This is a genomic window from Luteibacter aegosomatissinici, assembly GCF_023078495.1.
Classification (GTDB): domain Bacteria; phylum Pseudomonadota; class Gammaproteobacteria; order Xanthomonadales; family Rhodanobacteraceae; genus Luteibacter; species Luteibacter aegosomatissinici.
Map to the genome: position 1 here is coordinate 1,006,920 of NZ_CP095742.1, position 20,621 is coordinate 1,027,540.

Annotated in this window: 18 protein-coding genes; 8 read left to right on the top strand and 10 right to left on the bottom strand. The window is 65.5% G+C overall.

From position 1 onward, the window contains the following. Positions 1–67: 67 nt before the first annotated feature. From L2Y97_RS04430 to L2Y97_RS04445, 4 genes are read right to left on the bottom strand one after another with little or no spacing between them, the layout of a single operon-like run. Positions 68–682: an ABC-type transport auxiliary lipoprotein family protein gene (locus L2Y97_RS04430; protein ID WP_247433516.1), complete on the bottom strand. Its 615-nt coding sequence runs from the start codon at positions 680–682 to the stop codon at positions 68–70. Next, positions 679–1,617, bottom strand: a complete 939-nt coding sequence (locus L2Y97_RS04435; protein ID WP_247433519.1) for an MlaD family protein — start codon at positions 1,615–1,617, stop codon at positions 679–681. The genes L2Y97_RS04430 and L2Y97_RS04435 overlap by 4 nt, the downstream gene beginning before the upstream one ends. A 3-nt stretch (positions 1,618–1,620) precedes the next feature. Then, positions 1,621–2,403, bottom strand: coding sequence for an ABC transporter ATP-binding protein (locus tag L2Y97_RS04440; RefSeq protein WP_247433522.1), 783 nt, complete (start codon positions 2,401–2,403; stop codon positions 1,621–1,623). Further along, positions 2,400–3,542 carry an MlaE family ABC transporter permease gene (locus tag L2Y97_RS04445; protein ID WP_247433525.1) on the bottom strand — a complete coding sequence of 381 codons (1,143 nt, stop codon included), beginning with the start codon at positions 3,540–3,542 and terminating at the stop codon, positions 2,400–2,402. The genes L2Y97_RS04440 and L2Y97_RS04445 overlap by 4 nt, the downstream gene beginning before the upstream one ends. 105 nt (positions 3,543–3,647) lie before the next feature. Here L2Y97_RS04445 and gcvT point away from each other — a divergent pair, with 105 nt between their 5' ends. Next, positions 3,648–4,754 (top strand): glycine cleavage system aminomethyltransferase GcvT, encoded by a 1,107-nt coding sequence (gene gcvT / locus L2Y97_RS04450; protein ID WP_247433528.1) that lies wholly within the window; start codon positions 3,648–3,650, stop codon positions 4,752–4,754. Between the two features lie 59 nt (positions 4,755–4,813). Here the strand turns inward: gcvT and L2Y97_RS04455 are convergent, their stop codons facing one another. Continuing rightward, positions 4,814–5,794 (bottom strand): DUF3103 family protein, encoded by a 981-nt coding sequence (locus L2Y97_RS04455; RefSeq protein WP_247433530.1) that lies wholly within the window; start codon positions 5,792–5,794, stop codon positions 4,814–4,816. A 248-nt stretch (positions 5,795–6,042) separates the two neighbouring features. Between L2Y97_RS04455 and gcvH the strand changes: the two genes are divergently transcribed. The 3 genes from gcvH to L2Y97_RS04475 all read left to right on the top strand — a co-directional run bounded on the left by gcvH (position 6,043) and on the right by L2Y97_RS04475 (position 8,855). Next, entirely contained in the window at positions 6,043–6,447 is a 405-nt protein-coding gene (gene gcvH, locus L2Y97_RS04460) for a glycine cleavage system protein GcvH (RefSeq protein WP_247433533.1), read from the top strand. A 435-nt stretch (positions 6,448–6,882) separates the two neighbouring features. Continuing rightward, entirely contained in the window at positions 6,883–7,545 is a 663-nt protein-coding gene (gene metJ / locus L2Y97_RS22490) for a met regulon transcriptional regulator MetJ (RefSeq protein ID WP_425492818.1), read from the top strand. A 224-nt stretch (positions 7,546–7,769) separates the two neighbouring features. Next, positions 7,770–8,855 (top strand): energy transducer TonB, encoded by a 1,086-nt coding sequence (locus tag L2Y97_RS04475; protein WP_247433535.1) that lies wholly within the window; start codon positions 7,770–7,772, stop codon positions 8,853–8,855. Positions 8,856–8,959: 104 nt separating this feature from the next. Here L2Y97_RS04475 and L2Y97_RS04480 read toward each other — a convergent pair whose 3' ends face one another. Next, the gene (locus L2Y97_RS04480) at positions 8,960–10,282 is read right to left on the bottom strand and encodes a serine hydrolase domain-containing protein (RefSeq protein ID WP_247433538.1); all 1,323 of its coding nucleotides are present in this window, start codon (positions 10,280–10,282) and stop codon (positions 8,960–8,962) included. Positions 10,283–10,335: 53 nt separating this feature from the next. Here L2Y97_RS04480 and L2Y97_RS04485 point away from each other — a divergent pair, with 53 nt between their 5' ends. Genes L2Y97_RS04485 through L2Y97_RS04495 form a run of 3 tightly spaced genes read left to right on the top strand, consistent with a single transcriptional unit; the run spans position 10,336 to position 14,149 of the window. Then, a complete protein-coding gene (locus L2Y97_RS04485) occupies positions 10,336–10,917 on the top strand; it encodes a LemA family protein (protein WP_247433541.1) in 582 nt (193 codons plus the stop codon). Positions 10,918–10,932: 15 nt separating this feature from the next. Then, positions 10,933–12,828, top strand: a complete 1,896-nt coding sequence (locus tag L2Y97_RS04490) for a M48 family metallopeptidase (RefSeq protein ID WP_247433544.1) — start codon at positions 10,933–10,935, stop codon at positions 12,826–12,828. 46 nt (positions 12,829–12,874) lie between these two features. Continuing rightward, positions 12,875–14,149: an NTP/NDP exchange transporter gene (locus L2Y97_RS04495; protein ID WP_247433546.1), complete on the top strand. Its 1,275-nt coding sequence runs from the start codon at positions 12,875–12,877 to the stop codon at positions 14,147–14,149. On the opposite strand, the gene L2Y97_RS04500 is transcribed toward L2Y97_RS04495, so the two are convergent. The 3 genes from L2Y97_RS04500 to mtgA are packed head-to-tail and all read right to left on the bottom strand — an operon-like array spanning position 14,146 to position 16,347. Further along, positions 14,146–14,574, bottom strand: a complete 429-nt coding sequence (locus L2Y97_RS04500; RefSeq protein ID WP_247433548.1) for a CBS domain-containing protein — start codon at positions 14,572–14,574, stop codon at positions 14,146–14,148. The two genes, L2Y97_RS04495 and L2Y97_RS04500, sit on opposite strands and share 4 nt — an antisense overlap. Before the next feature lie 49 nt (positions 14,575–14,623). After that, complete coding sequence (locus tag L2Y97_RS04505) at positions 14,624–15,598, bottom strand: glycosyltransferase family 2 protein (protein WP_247433551.1); 975 nt, start codon at positions 15,596–15,598, stop codon at positions 14,624–14,626. Between the two features lie 8 nt (positions 15,599–15,606). Continuing rightward, the gene (gene mtgA, locus L2Y97_RS04510; protein ID WP_247433553.1) at positions 15,607–16,347 is read right to left on the bottom strand and encodes a monofunctional biosynthetic peptidoglycan transglycosylase; all 741 of its coding nucleotides are present in this window, start codon (positions 16,345–16,347) and stop codon (positions 15,607–15,609) included. 158 nt (positions 16,348–16,505) lie between these two features. On the opposite strand from mtgA, the gene hslO reads away from it, so the two are divergent. Next, positions 16,506–17,387 carry an Hsp33 family molecular chaperone HslO gene (gene hslO, locus L2Y97_RS04515; RefSeq protein ID WP_247436687.1) on the top strand — a complete coding sequence of 294 codons (882 nt, stop codon included), beginning with the start codon at positions 16,506–16,508 and terminating at the stop codon, positions 17,385–17,387. Positions 17,388–17,507: 120 nt separating this feature from the next. Here hslO and L2Y97_RS04520 read toward each other — a convergent pair whose 3' ends face one another. Then, entirely contained in the window at positions 17,508–20,402 is a 2,895-nt protein-coding gene (locus L2Y97_RS04520; RefSeq protein WP_247436689.1) for a bifunctional diguanylate cyclase/phosphodiesterase, read from the bottom strand. Between the last annotated feature and the right edge of the window lie 219 nt (positions 20,403–20,621).

Here is a 20,621-nt window from a genome sequence, read left to right on the forward strand (position 1 = left end):
GACGGCGCCGCAGGAGTTCATGGGTGGTATCGCGAAAAGATGTCGCCCAAAGGGTGGGCTCCTACCGTTATTTGGTGGGGGCGGCCTGGTAGGTCCAGGTCACGACATCGCGGGAGAGCTTGTCCATCGCCCGACCGAACGCCTGCACCACCTGCGGCACCTCCTTGCCATCCACCGGCTCACGCACTTCAAAGCGCTGGCTCGCCACGATCTGGTGCTTGTGCGAGTTCGCCAGCATGGCGTCAAAGCGGATGACCACCTCCGGCTTGCCGCCGGCGTAGTCCGTCTGGAAATCAGAAAGGTTCCCGCCCAGCTCGTAGTCGGCGGCCAGGTTGCTGTCATCCGTGCTCAGCGCCGTGACCCGTCCGCTATCCCGGAACGCATCGGCCAGGCGGTCGCGGAACAGGTGCGGCGCGCTGTCGTTCCAGCGCGCGCCGGCATACACGGTGATCGTGTTATCTGACGGCACCACGGCGATGCGCGAGTTATCCAGCGAGCGCGGCGCGTTTGGCGTGGCCACGCGCAATGCCCAGGCCACGGGTGCGGCAGCGGCGGCGGTAGGCCGGGCGCCCGGCGCCGCCGGCAACGTATAAACACTCGGCTGCTCCGCCTTCGGCAAAATGGAGCAGCCAGCGAGCGCGGCCAGCATAAGAACAGGAAGGGTGAACCGCATACGGCTCATGGGGTGAACTCCTTGGTTTTCTCGCGCCCGAACAGGTAGCCGCTGGGGTTTTCATCCAGGCGCCGTGTAATCGACCGCAGCGAGGACAGGGTGTCGCGCAGTTCGCGCAGCGCCGGTGCCAGGTCGCCCAGGCTGGCGGCACCGCCGTTCAGTGCATCGCTGTTGTCGTTGATCAGCCGGTCGATCGAGGCCATGGAATGCTCGAGCGACGCCATGGCGCGCTGTGCACTTTCCAGCGTGGCCTTGCCCTGGCCCTGGACCAGGCCGTTGGCGTTGTGCACCAGGTCCTTGCTCTCGGCCAAAGTTTCGTTGGCCTGTTTCGTGGCCACGTCGAGCTGCTTGATCAGCGAGCGGATGTCCTCGCGCTCATCGGCGATGACGCCCGTGGTCTTGTCCAGGTGATCCAGCGTGCGCTCGATCCGGTGCACGTTTTCTGGCGACAACAATTCGCTGGCGTGCGCTGCCGCCTGGTTGATGTTGGTGATGAGGTCTTCGCTGTTGGAAAGCAGCTTGGCCAGCTGCGAGGTATCCGCATTGATGATGGGTACCTCGCCATCGTGCCCCACCAGCAGCGGGCTGCCAGGCGAACCACCCGAGAGCTGGATGATCGCCACGCCGGTGACACCGGTCAGCGCAAGCTTGGCGTGCGTATCCTTGCGCAGCGGCGTGTCGCCACTCACCCGGATACGTGCGAGCACCCGGCGCGGATCGTTCGGATCCAGGCGAAGTTGGTTCACATCGCCCAGGCGAATGCCGTTGTACTGCACGGCGGAACCTCGCGACAGGCCGGTCACCGCTTCGTTGAACACCACGTCGTAGTAGTTCCACTCCTGGTCGGAGTGCGCCTTGGCCAGCCAGACACCGAACAGCAGGCCGCCGATGACGATGACGAGGGTGAAGACGCCGATCAATATGTGGTGCGCGCGGGTTTCCATAACTCAGTCCTTGCCTTGGCGGGCGGCGAAGGTGGCCGCGCGGCCGCGCGGTCCGTTGAAATAGGCCTGCACCCACGGATCATCGGTGCGGGCCACTTCATCGATCGGGCCTACGGCGAGCACGCGGCGCTGGGACAGCACCGCGACGCGGTCGCAGGTGGAATACAAAGTGTCCAGGTCGTGGGTCACCAGGAACACGGTGAGCCCCAGCGCATCGCGCAGGGTCACGATCAGGCTATCAAAGGCGGCGGCGCTGATCGGATCGAGGCCCGCCGTCGGTTCGTCGAGGAACACGATTTCCGGATCGAGCGCGAGGGCGCGGGCTAGTGCCGCGCGTTTGATCATGCCGCCGGAGAGTTGGGCGGGCCATTTGCGCCCCGCGTCCACGGGCAGGCCGGAAAGCGCGAGCTTCACGCCGGCCAGGCGGGTGGCGTCCGCGCGGTCGAGCTTGGCGTGTTCCACCATGGGCAGCGCCACGTTCTCGGCGACGGTCAGCGACGAGAACAGCGCGCCACTCTGGAACAGCACCCCGAATCGGCGCTCGACCAGTGAGCGCTTCTCCTCGGGGAGCGACAGCAGGTTCTCGCCGAACACGCGTACCTCGCCCGCCACCGGCCGCACCAGGCCGATGATCGTGCGCAGCAGTACCGATTTGCCCGTACCCGAACCACCCACGATGCCGATGATCTCGCCCCGGCGCACGTCCAGGTCCAGGTTCTCGTGGACGGTCTGCGTGCCAAAGCGGTTGGTGAGGCCGCGCACCTCGATGACGGTTTCAGCGCTCACCAGCCCATCTCCATATAGAAGAGGGCGGCGACCGCATCGAGCAGGATCACCACGAAGATGGACTGGACCACCGCCGATGTCGTGTGTTCGCCGACCGACTGCGCGCTGCCTGACACCTTGAAGCCCTCCATGCAGCCGATGACCGAGATCATGAAGGCGAACACAGGGGCCTTGGCGATACCGACCAGGAACTGGCGCAGCTGCATATCCTCCTGGAACATGGTGAGGAACATCGAGGGCGACATCTTCAGCGTGGCCAGGCAGACCACGCCGCCGCCCACGATGCCGGCGATCATCGCGACGAAGGTGAGCAGGGGCAGGGCGATGAGCAATGCCAGTACGCGCGGCAGCACCAGCAGCTCCACCGGATCCAGGCCCAGCGTGCGGATGGCGTCGATTTCTTCACGGGCCTTCATCGAGCCGATCTGCGCCGTGAAGGCGCTGGCCGTGCGGCCGGCCAGCAGAATGGCGGTGAGCAGCACGCCGAATTCGCGAAGGAAGGCAAAGCCCACCAGGTCGACCGTGAAGACACTGGCGCCGTAAGCGGCAAGCGCCGTCGAACCAAGGAAGGCGACGACAGCGCCGACCATGAAGGAGAGCAGGGCGAGGATCGGCACGGCATCCAGGCCGGTCTGTTCCAGGTGCGACACCAGCGAAGTCACCCGCCAGCGGCTGGGCCGCCATACCGTGGTGGCGAATCCCTGCAAGGTGATGCCGATGAACCCCAGCAACTTCGCCGTCTGTTTCCAGAACGAGGCGACGGCCCGGCCGATACGCTCCAGCATCACCACGAAGCCGGCATCCCGCTTCCGCGGCACGCCCTTGCAGTAGGTATCGATCGCATCGCCCACGGTTTTCAGCAGCGCGCGCCGCGCCGCGGGCAGGGCCTCGTCCTGGGCAAGTGCCTGGGTGCGCGAACTGCCCAGCAGTTCGGCGATCACGAACGCCCCGGAGGTATCCATGGCATGCACATCGTGGATATCCACCTGCACCCCGGTGCCGATCGACCCGGCCAGGTCGTTGGCCCGCTTTTGCAGTGCCTCGTAGAACGGCAGGGTCCAGTCGCCACGGAGCACGAGACGCTCACCGCCACTATCGCGGGTAAGGGTGACCGTGCCGGGCAGCGTGGGGGTATCCATGGAGCCGAAGGCTAGCAGGAAGATGTTGCGGCGCGCTTGGACTTGACGCTCGCTGCCGGGATAATGCCTGGCTGGCCCCATGCCCACTCCCCTGAAGGTAAGACGATGACCGACAAGACCGAACTCAACGCCACCCACCGCGAGCTCGGTGCCCGCATGGTCGACTTTGGCGGCTGGGACATGCCCATCGCCTACGGCTCGCAGATCGAAGAGCACCACGCCGTCCGCAAGGACGCCGGCATGTTCGATGTGTCGCACATGACCGTGGTGGACCTGACGGGCGAGAAGACCCGCGATTTCCTCCGCAAGCTGGTCGCCAACAACGTCGACAAGCTGGCCAAGCCGGGCAAGGCGCTCTACACCTGCATGCTGGATGAGACCGGCGGCGTCATCGACGACCTGATCGTCTACTTCCTGCGTGAAGATTTCTTCCGCCTGGTGGTGAATGCCGCCACGCGCGCCAAGGATCTCGCCTGGATCGAAAAGCAGGCTGCCGCCTTCGGCGTCGCCGTCCGCGAGCGCCCGGAGTTCGGCATGATCGCGGTGCAGGGTCCGAACGCCCGCGAGAAGCTGATCGGCCTGCTGCCGGCGGAGGCGCAGGAGAAGGCGCGCAAGCTCGGCAAGTTCGCCGCGCTGGAAACCGAAGGCCCCGATGGCATGCCGCTGTTCCTGGCGCGCACCGGCTATACCGGTGAGGATGGTTTCGAAGTGGTGGTGCCGAACAGCCGTGTGGTCGAGCTGTGGAAGCGCCTGCACGAAGCAGGCGTGGCCCCGGCCGGCCTGGGTGCGCGCGATACGCTCCGCCTCGAGGCCGGCATGAACCTCTACGGCCAGGACATGGATGAATCCGTGTCGCCGTGGGAAGCTGCGCTCGCCTGGACCATCTCGCTGGACGAGGGCCGTGACTTCATCGGCCGTGCCGCGCTGGAACAGCACAAGGCCGATGGCGTGAAGCGCGTGATGGTCGGCCTGGTGATGGATGACAAGGGCGTGCTCCGCCACGGCCAGAAAGTTCTCACTGCTAATGGCGAGGGTGAGATCCTCTCTGGCGGTTTCGCGCCGACCCTTGGCAAGTCCATTGCCTTCGCCCGCATTCCCGCCGGCGAGCCGGGTGACGTCCGTGTCGATATCCGCGGCAAGGAAGTGCCGGTGCGCGTGGTGAAGTTCCCCTTCGTGCGCGACGGCAAGCCGATGGAAGGCATCACCGGCTGATCCCACACCTATATATAGATGGGTAACGAGGGCGGCCACGGGCCGCCCTCGTCGTTTCATCAGCCCACGGTGTACGGCTCGATCGTGATGGTGGCGTTGTTCGCCGCCCCCTTGTGCTGGGTGTATGTCTTGCCGCGCTCAAGGACGTAGAACGAATCCACATAGTCCGGATCGTTCTTGAACCAGGTCGAATCCATGGCATTGAGTACCGCGGCGCCCAATTCGGATACGGCCGCGTAGGGTGCGGTGGCGGGGTTGAGTTTCAGGCCTTCGCCCACGGCCTTCACCAGGCTCACGGCCAGGTTCTGGAAATTGACGTCGCCATCCTTGTCGAACAGCTGCAGGTTCACATACGGCGCGGAGCATTCGGCCCAGTTCACCAGATCCATGTTCGGCGTGTAGTCCACCTTCGACTTCGCCAGGAACGGCATCAGCTGGGTCTTCACGAACGGCTGGTTGTCGGCACCGAAACCGGTGGTGATCGCGAAAATCTCGGCATCCCCCTTGAACCAGTTTTCCTTGTTGTCCTCGACCCGGATCTTGCGCAGCATGCTCAGTTCCTGCGGGGCACGCGAGGCCGCCGCGCTGAATGCCTGGCGTCGGAGCGTGGGCTTCGTCCCATACAGGTCGGCTTTCGCCAGTGCGTCGTTCATCACGGCGACGCCGGCCTGCATCACCGCCCTGCCATCGAGGGCGATGCGCAGTTCCTGATGCGCCTGGCCATCGCGCTTAACAATAAGGATGGGGGTGCCTGCGGCGTCGATACCCATGACGCTGGCGATACGGCGCTCGGCATCGGCGATGAGGCTGGCAAGCTGGGTGGCGTCGTCCTGAGCGTTCTCGCTGGCGAACTCGCTCAGCAGGACAACGAGTGGGGCGGGGCCGTTTGCCGTGGCGGTGCGCGCCGCGTCGGCCAGCGAACCTTCGGCGAGCCAGTCGCGGAGCACGCGCTGCACACGGCTGAGGATGTCTTCACTGCTCTCGGCGGCGGTCAGGTCGGCCTGGGTATTGTCCGCAGTGGCGAGGTGGGAGCGCTTCATGGGGGATCCTTTATCGATGGGGAATCCGGCACCAGCCCTGGCACCGGTCTGAACAAGGGTATGGAGCGACGCTGACCTGGGCTGTCGTTAGCCGCCTACACGGCCCGTGGGCATGCGCCGCTACTTGCATCGGTTTGTCGCCGATAGTCCTAAGGCGCGGTCTGTCACGGAAGACAGGCTTACGTGCCGCGCGCGGACCGGTACAATCACCCGGTCACCACCGCCCACTCCCTTACGAGGCCTACCCCATGAGCAACGAAATCCCAGGCGACCTGCATTTCCTCAAGTCCCACGAGTGGGTGCGCATCAACGATGACGGCACCGCCACGGTCGGCATTTCCGACCACGCGCAGGGTGCGCTGGGCGATCTGGTGTACGTCGAGTTGCCGGAAGTGGGCAGCACCGTCGAAGCGGGTGAGGGCAAGGGCGTCGCGGTGGTCGAATCCGTGAAGGCCGCGTCGGATATCTACTCGCCGATGTCGGGCGAAGTCGTCGCCGTGAACGAGGCGCTGTCCGATGCACCCGAAACCATCAACTCGGAACCGTACGAGGGTGGCTGGATCTTCAAGATCAAGTACAGCGACCGGAACGAAGTCGACGAACTTTTGACGCCCGACGCGTATGCCGAACTGATCGAAAACGAAGATCACTGACGGTCGCTCGGAAGGCTTCAACCAGGTGCCGGTCGTCCTCGACCGGCATTTTTTTGTCCGCGGCGCCCCTTTGGGGAAAATTTTTTTTGGCCGCCAGTCGACTTCCGTTCATCCCCGCAAACCACCCTCCGAGGTCGCTCGGCCGCATGCCGGGCAGCCGTGCAACGACACGGGGTTCGCGCATACGCGATTCACAAAACGGTTCACGAAATGCCTTTATTCAAGGCGTTTTTGTAAACACGCGAATCGTTGAAAATGATTCAGGGCGATGCGGAAAATCGATTGAGCGAGGTCGGCAAACCGCCCGCCGGTTATCTGCCGATGACCTTCGGGGGCGTGTGATCAACCCGCAAGGTCTTCAATCTAGAGCCAAAATTTATTGACAGCGGATTTGTTCAGGAATAGCTTTTGCGTCAATTGACGGGGAACCCGGAAATGGAAACAGATAATTTCATCCGTCCGTATGTGGAGCATGGTTCAAAAGCAGGGTCGGTACGCAAGATCACAGTATCGATTCCGCTGCACATCCTCCGCCTGCTTTCTGATGAACGCACCCGCCGACAGGTCAACAATTTAAGGCACGCGACGAACAGCGATTTGCTGGTTGAAGCGTTCCTACATGCTTTTACTGGGCAACCACTGCCAACTGATGAGGAGCTGAGACGAACCATGGCCACTGCCAAGAAAGCCACTGCCAAGAAGTCGGCCGCCAAAAAGGCGACCAAGAAGTCCACCACCAAGCGCACGGCTGCCCGCAAGGCACCGGCGAAGAAGACTGCGGCCCGTAAGGCTGCGGTGAAGAAGACCGCCCGCAAGGCTGCGGTCAAGAAGACCGCCCGCAAGTCGGCGGTGAAGAAGGCTTCGACCCGTAAGGTCGCTGCCAAGAAGGCCGTCAAGAAGGCCGTCCGCAAGGCTGCGCCGAAGAAGGCTGCAGCGAAGAAGACCGTCCGTAAGGCCGCCGCGAAGAAGGTTGCCCGCAAGGCTGCCCCGCGCAAGGCTGCTGCTAAGAAGGTTGCCGCTGCCAAGGCCCCTCGTGCGACCAAGGCGGCCAAGGCCCCCAAGGCTCCGAAGGCCCCCAAGGCTCCGAAGGCTGCCTAAGCAAAGCACCACCTTCTAATAAGAAAGCTGTTTGCGAATTAGCTCCCCGCGGTGCCCAGCGCGGGGAGCCACTTCGAACATTGACCCCGGCCTGGCCGGGGTTATTCATTTCCGGCGAGGCCGTATCTTCCTGCCCCCGGAAAAGCTCCTAGGCCTCCGGACTGGATTCACGCATCCATTACGGTTACCTTTCAGGCCACGCGCTGCGTGGGACGGGGGGTCCCATGCGTCAAGCCATCAGGGGGCGCGCGTTCATTCCGGAGTCCAGTCCCGCCGCCATGGATACCCGTCGTCGCCTACCGGTGCGCCACCGCATGCGCGGTGCCATCAATCCCGTCACGCTTGCCGTCCTCATCATCGTGGTGGTGTTGGGCGTCGCTGCGTATTTCCTCATTATTAAGCCGTACCACGATGCCAACGTGGACCTCACCCAGCAGGGCGCGGCAAACGCGACCAAGCCGGGCGCGTCACGCGAGGCGCCGCCGGCCAACGTCGATGCACTGAGCGTCGACCAGCTCCTGGCCGAAGCACGTACCGCCATGAACGACCAGCGCCTGGTCGCCCCGGCAGGTAACAACGCGTTCGAGTTCTATATGAAGGTGCTGCAGAAGCAGCCCGGCAATGCCGTGGCCGCCGATGCGCTGCGTGAAACGTTCTCGTACGGCGCCGCCGCCACCGAGCAGACGATCAACGCCCGCGACTTCAACGAGGCCCAGCGCGAGATCGACCTGCTTGCCAAGGCCGACCCGGCGAACTACACGCTGACCATCCTGCGCTCCAAGCTCGATGCGCAGCGCAAGACCCTGGATCGTGAGCAGCAGCAGGCCCAGGACGCGCAGAAGGCGCAGCTCGCCCAGCAGAACGCCGCCGCCACCGCGAAGGCACAGGCCGAGCAGCAGGCGGCCGCGGCTGCGGAAGCCCAGCGTGTGCAGGCCGCTCGTGACCAGGCGGCGCGCGTGGCGCAGCAGCAGCAGGCGGCGCAGCAGCAGCCCGTGGCCCGCCCGGCAGCACCGACGCGCACAGCGGATGCGGAAGCCATCACCGATGCCGTGCTGGTGCGCCAGGTGAATCCGCGTTACCCGACGGCCGCCATGCGCTCGAACCAGGAAGGCTGGGTAGACGTGGAGCTCACCGTCGGCACGGATGGCACCGTGAGCAATGTGAACGTCGTGGATGCCCAACCGAAGCACATCTTCGACCGCTCCGCGATCGATGCCGTGAGCCGCTGGGAGTTCAAGCCGGCCATGCGTAATGGCGAGCCGATGACCGTGACCCTGCGCCGCCGGTTGCAGTTCAACCTGGGCCGCTAACGAAACAGCGATTCAAAAAAAGGGGCCCCTTCGCAGGGGGCCTTTTTTTTGCGCCCACGTTCACCGGGCATCGTTTCCTGTAGGAGCGCGCTCCTACAAGGGCATCACTTCTTTTTCTTGGGGGTGGCTTTCTTCTTGGCCGGCGCGGCCTTCGTCTTCGTGGCCGCCTTTGCCGGGGCCTTGGCAACGGGCGCCGTGTGCACATTACCTTCGACACCCGCCCAATCCACGTGCGGCAGGCCCAGCAGGTCGTCGAACACCATGGGCATCAGGCCGGCGGGAATCGGCGCCGCCGCGTTCCACATCGTGACCACACCCGCGTGGTACTTCGGGAAGAAGCCGATCATCGTGCGGTAACCGGATACGGCACCCGCGTGGTAAACGAGCTCTTCGTTCGCATACGTGAAGACGCGCCAGCCCAGGGCGTAGTGCGCATCGGTCACGCGGGCGCGGCGCCAGGGCTGCGAATGCTCTTCCGACGGGGTGGCGACACCCGGTGCATGCAGCACATCGAGCGACGGCGTGGGCAGCACATCCGGGCGGCCGCCCATCTGCGCCATCAGCCACTGTTCCATGTCGCGCAGGCTGGCGTTCACGCCGGCGGCGGGGGCCACACGGTAATACGCGTCGTTGGGCTCGTACGGAATCCAGTTGTGCGGGCCGCCGCGGTGCGGGCGCGCCCAGCTCTTGCTGGCCTCCAGGGCATCGCGGCCGTAGCTCGCGGTGGTCATGCCGAGCGGCGCGAAGATGCGGCGCTCCACCTGGCGGAAGAAGTAATCGCCCGTGGTGGCGTAGATCACATCGCCGATCATGCTGAAGGCGACGTTCTGGTAGCCGTAGCACGCACCGACCTTGCACGAGAGATCCACCTCGTCGAGCTTGCGCACCAGCTCTTCATACGGCGCATCCGCTTCGAGCATCGCATCGTATGTGTTGCGCGGCAGGCCCAGGCGCTGGCCCAGGATGTCGCGCACGGTGGCCTGCTGCGCCGCCTGCACATCCTTCAGTTTGAAGTACGGCAGGGTATCGGTGAGCTTGGTATCCCAGTTCAGGAAGCCATCGCGTACCAGCACGGCGGTGACGCCGGTCGCGAAGGCCTTGGAGAGCGATGCCAGGCGGAAGACGGTTTCCGGCGTGGCCGGCTCCTTGGTCTTGGCGTTGGCGTAGCCGATGGCGCGCTCGTAGACGACCTTGTCGTCCACGATGATGGCGGTGACGATGGCGGGTGCGGCATCGCGCGCTTCGGCGGCATCGAGCCAGCGCTTGTAGTCTTCGACGGTCTGCTTGACGCGGTCGGCGGGAATCTTCGCCGCTTCCGGATCGACATGGACGACGGGTGGTTTCGGCGGCGGTGCCGCGAAGGCGGCGGGGACGGCAAGGGCAGCGGCTAGCGCGCAGGCGAGCAGGGAGGCGGAACGAAACGGCATGCTATTCTCGCGGCACATCAGGCGTGGGGGCACGCCGCGGAGGGAAGGGGACCATGGCACTGATCGTGTTGCTGATCATCGTGATTGGCATTGTCGTGTACTTCATCGGCATCTACAACGGACTGGTGACGGCGCGTAACGGCTACAAGAATGCTTTTGCGCAGATTGACGTTCAGCTAACACGGCGCCACGACCTCATTCCCAACCTGGTGGAAACCGCCAAGGGCTACCTCGCCCACGAGCGCGGCACGCTGGAAGCCGTGGTGCAGGCGCGAAACGCCGCCGTGGCGGGCCTGGCGGCTGCCAAGGGGCATCCTGGCGAGGCTGCTGCGATGCAGCGAGTGGCGGAAAGTGAGAATGCCCTCGGCCAGACCCTTGGGCGGTTGTTCGCGCTTCAGGAAGCCTACCCGGACCTGAAGGCCAACCAGACCATGATGCAGCTTTCGGAAGAACTTGCATCGACCGAGAACCGCGTCGCGTTCGCCCGGCAGGCCTACAACGACGCCGTGATGACCTATAACAACCGCCGCGAGACGTTCCCTAACTCCCTTGTGGCCGGTGGTTTTGCCGCCGCCGAACCGCTGCAGATCGAACAGCCCGCCATGCGCGAGGCACCGAAGGTGTCGTTCACGTAAGGGCGGCGCGCGCGGATGGATTTCTTCCAGCGCCAGGAGCAGTCGCGCCGAATGGGGCGCTGGCTCGTCGTGCTGTTCATCCTGGCGGTGCTCGGCACGGTACTCGCCGTGGACGCCGTGGCGTACATCGCCGGCATGCTCTTCCGCAAGCAGACGCCGCCGTGGTTCTGGGCCGCCTGGGCCACGCCGGCGGTGCTGCTCGTGATCGGTGTCGCCATGGCATGGCGCATGGGTAGCCTCTCGGCGGGTGGCGCCGTCGTGGCCAGCGATCTCGGTGGCGTCCCGGTGGATCCGGCGACCGCCGATCCCGCGCTGCGGCGCCTGCGCAACGTCGTCGAAGAGACCGCGATCGCCGCCGGTGTGCCGGTTCCGCGCCTGTTCGTCATGGAGGGCGAGGCATCCATCAACGCGTTCGCCGCGGGCTATGGGCCAGACGATGCCGCTATCTGCGTCACGCGCGGGTGCCTGGATCAGCTCAACCGTGACGAGCTGCAGGGTGTCATCGGCCATGAGTTCAGCCACATCCTCAATGGCGACATGCGGCTGAATATCCGGCTGATGGGGTTGCTGTTCGGGATACTCGTGCTCTCGGTGATCGGGCGCGAGGTCATGAGCTTCACCGGGCGCGGACGGGATAATTCGGTGCGCATGGTGGCGTTGCTTGGCCTGGGCCTGTGGCTGATCGGGTCGATCGGCTTGTTCTTCGCGCGGCTGATCCAGGCGGGCGTCTCGCGCTCGCGCGAGTCGTTGGCGGATGCATCCGCCGTGCAGTTCACGCGGCAGACGCAGGGGCTCGTGGGCGCCCTCAAGAAGATCGCCGGGCTGCCTGGTGGATCGACGCTCACCTCGCCAAAGCGCGCCGAAGTCGCGCACATGCTGTTCGGCGATGCGTCGACGGTCACCTCATGGTTCGCTACGCATCCACCCATCATCGAGCGGATCAAGGCCCTCGATCCTGCTTTCCGTGAAGCCGATCTCGCCGATGTGGTGGCCGCGGCGGCGCGTACCGATGCCGATGCGCCCGACGATGACGCGCAGTCAGCCACCCGTGGCTTCGCCGGTGCCGGCGGCGTCGCCTACGCCACCGCGGTCGCCAGTCGCGTCGGCACGGCCGAGCCACGCGATCTGGAACACGCAGGCCAGGTGCGCGCAGCCCTTCCGCCTGCGCTTGTGGAAGCGGCGCACGATCCGGCGAGGGCACGCGCCCTCGTACTGGCCATGCTATTGGCGCCGGCCAGCCAGGCGGAGGTCCGCGGCCAACAGGTCAACGCATTGCGCGTCGTGCTCGGCGAGGCCGACGTAGCGCGGCTCATTGAACTCCAGCCGCTGACGGCCGTGCTCGCGCCCGCGGTACGCCTTCCCCTGGTCGATATCGCCGCACCTGCGTTACGCACATTGGCCACGAATGATCGCGAGGCCTTGCTGACCCTCGTTCGCGAATTCGTCATGGCGGACCGTCAGGTAGATCTCTTCGAGTACGCGCTGTCACGCCTGTTGCGCGCGCGGCTGGTGGGCATGGGCGATCCGCGCGCCGCCGCGCGCCCCGGTGAGCGCAAGCTGCGGGACGCGCGCGACGCATACAGCCGCCTGTGTGCCGTGGTGGCCACGTTTGGCAACGCGGATCCAGTGGCGGCGCAGCGTGCGTGGCAACTGGCGCAGCGTGAAGCCTTTGGCGAGCCGGGCGCCGCCATACCAGCCGTGGCCGACTGGCGCATGGCCTTCGATGGCGCGGTGATCGAGCTGTCGCGTTGCAACCCCGCATCGAAAGAACTGGTGGTCCGCGGCCTGTGGCTGGCCATCGCCGCCGACGGCGTGGTGACGGTGGCCGAGGCAGAATGCCTGCGCGCCATCTGCGCCAGCCTGGGGTGCCCGCTCCCGCCGGAGTTCGTGGACGAGGCACGCGGCGCATAAGGCACGTGCTAGGCTTTCACGGCCTCCACCGGAACCGCCGGCCACCGTGAACGTTCGCCGATCCCCGCTGGGCGAGGGCGCCACCCTGGCGCTCGCGATCATCGCCTTCTTCTTCGTGATGACCTCGTACTACGTGCTGCGCCCCCTGCGCGACCAGCTCGTCGGCGCGGTGGGCTCATCCTCGCTGCCCTGGTTCTACGCGGTCGTGCTGGTCACCATGCTGGCGCTGACGCCGGTGTTTGGCTGGCTCGTCGCGCGCTTCCCGGGCAGGCGGGTCGTGGCCACGAGCTACCTTGCCTTCATCGCCTGCATGGTCGTGTTCATCCCGGCGTTCGTCGCGCAGGACACGATCGGCGCGAAGACGCTGGGCGTCGTGTTCTTTGTCTGGGTGAGCGTCTTCAACCTGTTCGTCGTGTCGCTGTTCTGGAGCTTCATGGCGGATATCTTCCGCAGCCGCCAGGCGCGCCTGGTTTTTCCATTCATCGCGTTCGGTGGCATGGGCGGTGCGCTTCTGGGTCCGTTGATTACGCGGCTGCTGGTGGAGCGTATTGGCGTGCCGTCCATGTTGCTGATCTCGGCGGTGACGCTGTTCGCCGCCCTTTGCGCGCTGATGGCGCTGTCCTCACGCCGTGGCGAAGCCGCGGCGGGGCATGGCGAGGCGGTAGGCGGCTCCATCCTCGAGGGTGCGAAGTCGGCATTCACGCAGCCGTTCCTGCGCTATATGGCGATCCTGATGCTGCTCAGTGACGGCATCGGCACCATGGCCTACGCGCTGGTGGCGGACTACGCCAAGGCCCACTTCATCGACAACGCCGACCGCACCGCGTTTTACGCCAGCCTCGATCTGTGGGTGAACGGCCTGGGCGCCGTCATGCAACTGACCCTGACCCCACTGCTCCTGCGCGGGCTGGGTGCGGTATGGGCGATGGTGGTGCCGTCACTGGTGAATTTCGCGCTGCTTGCGCTGCTTGTGGTGTTCGGCCCGGCGGACATCGGCGTGATGGGCTTCACGGTGCCGCTGATCGCCGTGGTGATGATCGGCAGCCGCGGTATGACCTACGGCATGATCAAGCCGGCCTCGGATTCGCTCTACACCCGCATGCCGCGCGAGGCGCGCTACAAGGGCAAGAATTTCATCGAAACCGCCGTGTGGCGGTTCGGTGACCTCGCGGTCACGAGCGCGCTCACCGCCGCCCGCATGGCGGGCGTGGGTATCTCGACCATCGGCCTGGTCTGTGCCGGTATCGCCGCCATCGCCACGGAAATCGCGCGGCGCGCCGCCACCTCGCCCGACCTGCTGCCGGAAGATCGCGACCGTTAGCTCGTGATGTAGGCCTCGAGCTGGTTGATCGTTTCTTTCTGCTCGTCGATCGTCGCCTTGACCAGGTCGCCGATGGACACGACGCCGACCACGCGGCCGCCATCCAGGACGGGCAGGTGGCGCAGGCGGTTATCGGTGCATAACCGCATGCAATCTTCCACCGTGGCATCGGTCGCCACGGTAATCACGCTGGCGGTCATGATGTCGGCCACGGGCGTGTCTCGCGATGAACGGTCTTTCAGGATGACCTTTCGGGCGTAATCGCGTTCGGAGATGATGCCGACCAGCTCGCTGCCCTTGATCACCACCAGGGCACCGACATTTTTTTCGGCCATCTGCTGCACGGCCTCGAAGACCGATGCATCGGGCGCTACCGCGAAGACTTCCTTGCCTTTCGCTCCCAGGAGATGCTTGACCTGCTGCATGCTCGACTCCCCGGATGGGCGCGGCGCGCATCGCCGCGATGGCTTGAGTTTACGCCTGCCCGGGGCCGTGGGGGTCATGGCCGGGTGAAGGGTGGCGGGTGCCGCGCCGGTCCTCCACGTAATACAGCGGCCGGCGCTTGGTCTCGGCGTAGGTGCGGCCCACGTACTCGCCGATGATGCCCAGCCCCATCAGTTGGGCGCCGCCCATGAACAGGATGACGACCAGCAACGTGGGGTAACCGCGCACCGGGTCGCCCCAGACAAGCACCTTCAGGATCACCCACAGGCCGTACAGGAAGGCGACGCCCGCGGCGGACATCCCCAGCCACGTCGCCAGGCGCAGGGGTGCGACCGAGAACGAGGTGATGCCCTCGATAGCGAGGTTGGTCAGGCGCCAGTAGTTCCATTTGGTGTCGCCGGCCAGGCGCGCATCGCGGTGGTAGCGGAACGACACCTGGCGGTAGCCGATCCAGGCGAACAGCCCTTTCATGAAGCGCTGGCGCTCGCGCAGTTCGCGCAACGCCGCCACGGCCCGCCGCGAAAGCACGCGGAAATCGCCCGTGTCGCGCGGCATGGGGTTATCGGAAAGCCGCTCCATCACCCGGTAGAACGCGGCCGAGGTGAAGCGCTTCAGGCGTGTTTCGCCTGCCCGGTCCGCCCGGGTGGCGTAGACCACGTCGTTTCCCTCGTGCAGGCGCGCGACGAGGTCGGGAATCAGTTCCGGCGGATCCTGCAGGTCGGCATCGATCAGCACGACGGCATCGGCATCCGCGGCATCGAGGCCGGCGGTCATGGCCGCCTCCTTGCCGAAGTTGCGCGACAACCGCAGCCCGACGACCCGTGGGTCCGCTTGCGACAGGCGATCGATGATCGCCCACGTGTCGTCGGCGCTGCCGTCATCGATGTAGATCACGGAAGCGACCGCCTGCATGCCATCGAGCACGGCGGCAAGGCGGGCGTGGAAGCGCTCAAGCACTTCCGTTTCGTTGTAGGCCGGCACGATAACGGCAAGGGAGGGTGGCATGGCGGTGCTCAACGGACGCGGCCTGAGACGGGAGCAGGGCGGGTAAGGTACGACGGGCCGCCCAGCTGGGCCATCTGCTGCGAGATCCACGCGGTACGCCGCATCACGTACGCGCTGGGTGCATCCACGCGCAAGCGGCGCGGGTTGGGCAGCACCGCGGCCAGGCGCGCGGCCTGGGCCACGCCCAGGCGCGAGGGCGCCGTGTGGAAAAACACATCGCTGGCCGCGCCAACGCCGTACACGCCGTCGCCGAGCTCTACGGTGTTCATGTACACCTCGAGGATCCGCCGCTTCGGCCAGGTCGCTTCGATCAGCACGGTGAAGTACGCCTCCAGGCCCTTGCGGACGAAGCTGCGCCCGTTCCACAGGAAAAGATTTTTCGCCGTCTGCTGGCTGATCGTGCTGGCGCCACGCAGGCGTTTGCCTTCATCGGCCGCATCGATCGCATCCTGGATCGCATCCACGTCAAAGCCGTGGTGGTAGGGGAATTTCTGGTCCTCACCTGCCACCATGGCGATGCCCACCTGGGGCGAGATTTCGTCCCACGGTACCCAGCGGTGGTGCAGGGTGAAGCCCTTCTCACCGGTAAACAGGGCCTCGGCGCGGCGCTCCATCATGAAGGCGCTGGTCCAGGGCGGTACGAAGCGCAGTACCAGCACCACCAGCCACGACAACGCCAGCCAGGCGATGGCAAGCAAGGCGACGAGGCGGACGATGCGGCGTAGCAGCGAGCGGGGCGTCGGGGGCATGGCGGCGCGATGACGAAGGATGGCGCAGTATAAGGGCCAATGGCGCCGGGCTTGTCGCCCGCGGCCACTGCCCCCATCTTCCGTCGGATCACCAGGAGGCCATCGTGACCGATTCCCTTGTCGAAACCCTTGTTTCTGACGACGTGCTGCACCGCTTCATGCTTGAGAAGGCGGGCGTGCGCGGCGTACTCGTGCGGCTGGGCCACAGCTGGCAGGAAATCGCCTCGCGTGTGGAATATCCGCAAGGGCTGCGCGATACGCTGGGCCAGGCCGTGGCGGCCAGCGCGTTGCTTACCGGCAACATCAAGTTCGAAGGCTCGCTGTCGCTCGAGTTCAAGAGCCAGGGTGCCGTGCGCCTGTTGTTCGCTGAATGCACCGACCAGGGCCGGGTCCGCGGCATTGCCCGCTTCAATGCCGAGACGCTGGACGAGACCGCTGCAGGCGCTTCCCTGAAGCTGGGCGCACTCGACGAGCCGATGCTCGCCATCACCGTGGGCCATGCGGAAAAGGGCCGCTACCAGGGCGTCGTGACGCTGGACGAGAATGCATCGATCAGCGAGGCGCTGGAGAGCTATTTCGAGCGCTCCGAGCAGTTGCCCGCGCGCATCCTGCTGGCCGCCAACGGGACGCATGCCGTGGGCCTGATGCTCCAGCCCGTGCCGGGCGAAGGCGGCCATAGCGCGGCCGAAGCCGATGACGATGCGTGGAACCGCGTGGGCCAGCTCACGGCCACGCTGGGTGCGAGGGAAATGCTGGAAACCTCGCCGGAGCAGCTGCTTTACCGGCTGTACCACGAGGAATCGGTAGGTATGTACGATCCGCGCGCCCTGGCGTTCGGCTGCACCTGCTCGCGTGAGCGTGTGGAAGGCATGCTGCGGGCGTTGGGCCGCGACGAGGTGGAGGCTACGCTGGAAGATCGCGGCGGCGAGATCGAAGTGGTCTGCGAGTTTTGCGCTACGCGCTACACGTTCGACCGGGTGGATGCGGAGCAGGTTCTATCCAGCACCGACAACCCGCCGGCGCCCCACACCCTGCAATAAACCGTAGGAGCGCACCCTGTGCGCGACAGCTTTTCGCGACCCGGCAACAGGCCTGTGGCTTAATGGCGAAAAGCTGTCGCGCACAGGGTGCGCTCCTACACGTTTTTTACGTGCTGGCGGTCAGGCGTCGAGCGACAACGGCGACCCCAGCCACTTGCTGGCCGGCGCGGGCTGCGCAAACAGGAAGCCCTGGCCAAAGCGGCAGCCGATGCGGCGCAGGGCACGCATCTGCGCTTCGGTTTCGATGCCTTCGGCGATGACCTGCATGCGCAGCGAATTGGCCAGTGCCTGGATCGCGCGGACCACGGCGGTGCTGTGGCCCTCGCTTTCCTCGGCGGGCAACTCGATAACGAACGAGCGGTCGATCTTCAGCGTCTCGATCGGGTACTGGTGCAGGTAGCTCAGCGACGAATAGCCGGTGCCGAAATCATCCAGGGCCACGCCGACGCCATGCTGGCGCAGGTTTTCCAGGATGCGTTTCACCTGCGCCGGATTTTCCAGCAGGGCGCGCTCGGTCACTTCCACGCGGATGCAGCGGGCCGGTACTTCATGCTCGGCGAACAGGTCGAGCAGGCGCTGGTCCAGGTTCGGCGAGCGGAAGTGGCTGCCCGAGACGTTGATGCTGATAAAGCCTTCATCGCGCGTGAGCGCGCGGGCCTGGCGAGCCACCTGTTCGAAGATCTGCCAGTCGATGGCCTCGGCACAGCCGGTATCCTCGGCCACGGCAAGGAACTCGGCCGGCGGGAGCAGGCCGCGCTCGGGGTGGCGCCAGCGCAGCAGCGCTTCGTAGCCGACCACGCGGGTATCTTCCAGATCCACGATGGGCTGGAAGAACGGTACGAATTCATTGCGCGCGATGGCGCGGCGCAGGTCGCCTTCCAGCTCGAGCAGCAGCAGGGCCTCGCGGCGCAGGCGGTCATCGAACACGGCGGCGCGGTGGCGGCCTTCGGCCTTCGCGCGATACATGGCCGAATCCGCGTCGCGGAGCAGTTCCTCCGGCCGGGTGTAATCCTGTGTCGGCAGGGCGATACCGATGGAGGCGGAGGTGAAGATCTCCTTCGCTCCCAGACGGAACGGCGTCTGCAGCTGCGCGATGATGCGCTCGGCGATATGCGTGGCGGCCTGCGGGTCGGTGATGCCCTCCACCAGCACCGCGAACTCATCGCCGCCGAGGCGGGCCACGACATCGCGCGTCTTCAGGCAGGCGCGGACGCGGCCACCGACCTGGAAGAGCAGATCGTCGCCCACCAGGTGGCCCACGGAATCGTTGATCACCTTGAACCGGTCAAGGTCGATGAACAGCACGGCGAATAGATCCGTGGGTGTCTCGCGGAAATGGTTCAGCGCCTGCTCGAGTCGCTGCAGCAACAGCGTGCGGTTAGGCAGGCCGGTGAGCGAATCGTGCAGGGTTTCGTATTTCAGCCGGCGCTCGACACGCTCGCGTTCGGCGATCTGCTCGCGCAGGTCGCGGTTGGCGAGGGCGAGCGCACGGGTACGCTCGGTGACGCGCCGTTCCAGGCTGGCGTAAGCCTGTTTCAGCGACTCGGTGGTGTACTTGCGCTGCAGCGCGTTGGCGATGTGGTAGCTCACGAAGGTGAGCAGCTCCTGGTCGCGTGCGCTGTACGTATGTTCCGGCGTGTAGCTTTGCACTGCCAGCACGCCCATCGATTTCTCGTTCCAGATGAGCGGTACGCCCAGCCAGTGCAGCGAGCGCGCGCCGCTGGTGGAGAGCACCTGGTCGCGGTTAAGGCGATCGATTTCCTCGCGATCGGCGAGCAGGGCCTTGCCGTTACGCAGGACGTATTCGGTGAGGCCGCGGCCGAGTTCGCGCGGTTCGCGTACGCCGTCCAGCTCATCCACCGAGTACGGGAACGTCAGCTTGTTCTGGTCTTCGGAAAGCAGCGCGATATAGAAATTGCGCGCATAGAGCAGGCCACCGATCACCCGGTGCACGGCAGCGTAGAAATTCTCGATGCTGTCGGAGGTGTTCGCGAGCTCAGCAATGCGGAACAGCGCCGCCTGCAGGCGTTCGCCGCGCTGGCGCTGCAGCACCTGCTGGCGCAGCACCCGGTTGGCTTCGCGCAGCGCGGCGGTGCGCGTCGTGACACGGCGCTCCAGCTCTTCGTGCGCCTGGCGGCGCTCCAGCGCCGTCTGGACGTGCTGCGCCACGTAGGTGAGCAGTTCGCGGTCGTTCTGCGTGTAGCGGGTATCCGGGCGGTAGCTCTGCACCACCAGCGCGCCGACCACATCGTCGCCGCGCTTCATCGGCACGCCCAGCCAGTCATCGCTGGGTGGGCCAATGGGTACACGCGGGCCGGGCAGGTTCTTTTCCAGATCGGTGCTGGCACCCATCATCGACTTGCCGCTCTTGAGCACATGCCACGTGAGCGTGTTCTCGATCGCCTCGATGGGGCGGATACCTTCCGGGTCCGGGATATCCGGATCGACCGAATCGACGAAGTACGGGAAGCGCACCGTGCGGTTCTGCGCGTCGTACAACACGATGAAGAAGTTCTCGGCGTACATGAGGCTGCCCACGATGCCGTGGAGCGCGCTCATCATGTCGTTCATGTTGTGCTCGGCGCCCGCCTGTTCGGCAATGGCGTAGAGCGCACGCTGCAGTCGTTCGGCGAGCGCGAGGCGCGAGATGGCCTCGTAAAGATTGGCGGTCTCGGCAAGCTGGCGCAACCGCGCCGACGCAAGCCGCCCCAGCCAGCCGGTCATGTCAGCCCACGGGGCCGCATCCTGCTCGCTGGTGTGCAATTCGAGATATCGCTCGGTCTGCGGATCGCTGCCGAGTTCGACCACATGCGGCCCATGCTCCGGCTCCGCCGTGGCATCGCGCCAGGCGATCCGGGCCTCTGGCAACAGGCACCGCGCGAAAGCCTCGCATTCGTTGCGAACGCTCTCGGCGTCGGCCGCCCGCAGCAGGCGCTCCACGGCATCGTGCAGGGGCTCGATCTCGCCAGAACCGGGCGCCTGCAACGAGGGGCTTTGTGATGGAGCGATGGTCATCGCCTGCATGGTTTCCGGTCGTGGTCGGTTCAGTCTATATGCGATCAGGCCGGGGCGCGACGGGCCCACGGGGCGCCAGTCTCACGCGCCTTGCGCCTGCTATCAATAGAACACCCCCGTGTTTAGTCATAAACGGCAGGTAATCTTTTTTCTTAAGTGGCCCCTCCCGGGGTGTTAGTAAAAAGTAAAATGGAGTATGCTCCTAACTCCCCGCCAAGG

Coding starts and splice junctions, on each gene's coding strand:
- L2Y97_RS04455 (WP_247433530.1), bottom strand. CDS start 5,794: ATGAAGCGCTCCCACCTCGCCACTGCGGACAATACCCAGGCCGACCTG.
- L2Y97_RS04475 (WP_247433535.1), top strand. CDS start 7,770: ATGCGTCAAGCCATCAGGGGGCGCGCGTTCATTCCGGAGTCCAGTCCC.
- metJ (WP_425492818.1), top strand. CDS start 6,883: ATGGAAACAGATAATTTCATCCGTCCGTATGTGGAGCATGGTTCAAAA.
- L2Y97_RS04485 (WP_247433541.1), top strand. CDS start 10,336: ATGGCACTGATCGTGTTGCTGATCATCGTGATTGGCATTGTCGTGTAC.
- mtgA (WP_247433553.1), bottom strand. CDS start 16,347: ATGCCCCCGACGCCCCGCTCGCTGCTACGCCGCATCGTCCGCCTCGTC.
- hslO (WP_247436687.1), top strand. CDS start 16,506: ATGCTTGAGAAGGCGGGCGTGCGCGGCGTACTCGTGCGGCTGGGCCAC.
- gcvH (WP_247433533.1), top strand. CDS start 6,043: ATGAGCAACGAAATCCCAGGCGACCTGCATTTCCTCAAGTCCCACGAG.
- L2Y97_RS04480 (WP_247433538.1), bottom strand. CDS start 10,282: ATGCCGTTTCGTTCCGCCTCCCTGCTCGCCTGCGCGCTAGCCGCTGCC.
- L2Y97_RS04500 (WP_247433548.1), bottom strand. CDS start 14,574: ATGCAGCAGGTCAAGCATCTCCTGGGAGCGAAAGGCAAGGAAGTCTTC.
- L2Y97_RS04520 (WP_247436689.1), bottom strand. CDS start 20,402: ATGACCATCGCTCCATCACAAAGCCCCTCGTTGCAGGCGCCCGGTTCT.
- L2Y97_RS04435 (WP_247433519.1), bottom strand. CDS start 1,617: ATGGAAACCCGCGCGCACCACATATTGATCGGCGTCTTCACCCTCGTC.
- L2Y97_RS04505 (WP_247433551.1), bottom strand. CDS start 15,598: ATGCCACCCTCCCTTGCCGTTATCGTGCCGGCCTACAACGAAACGGAA.
- L2Y97_RS04430 (WP_247433516.1), bottom strand. CDS start 682: ATGAGCCGTATGCGGTTCACCCTTCCTGTTCTTATGCTGGCCGCGCTC.
- L2Y97_RS04445 (WP_247433525.1), bottom strand. CDS start 3,542: ATGGATACCCCCACGCTGCCCGGCACGGTCACCCTTACCCGCGATAGT.
- gcvT (WP_247433528.1), top strand. CDS start 3,648: ATGACCGACAAGACCGAACTCAACGCCACCCACCGCGAGCTCGGTGCC.
- L2Y97_RS04490 (WP_247433544.1), top strand. CDS start 10,933: ATGGATTTCTTCCAGCGCCAGGAGCAGTCGCGCCGAATGGGGCGCTGG.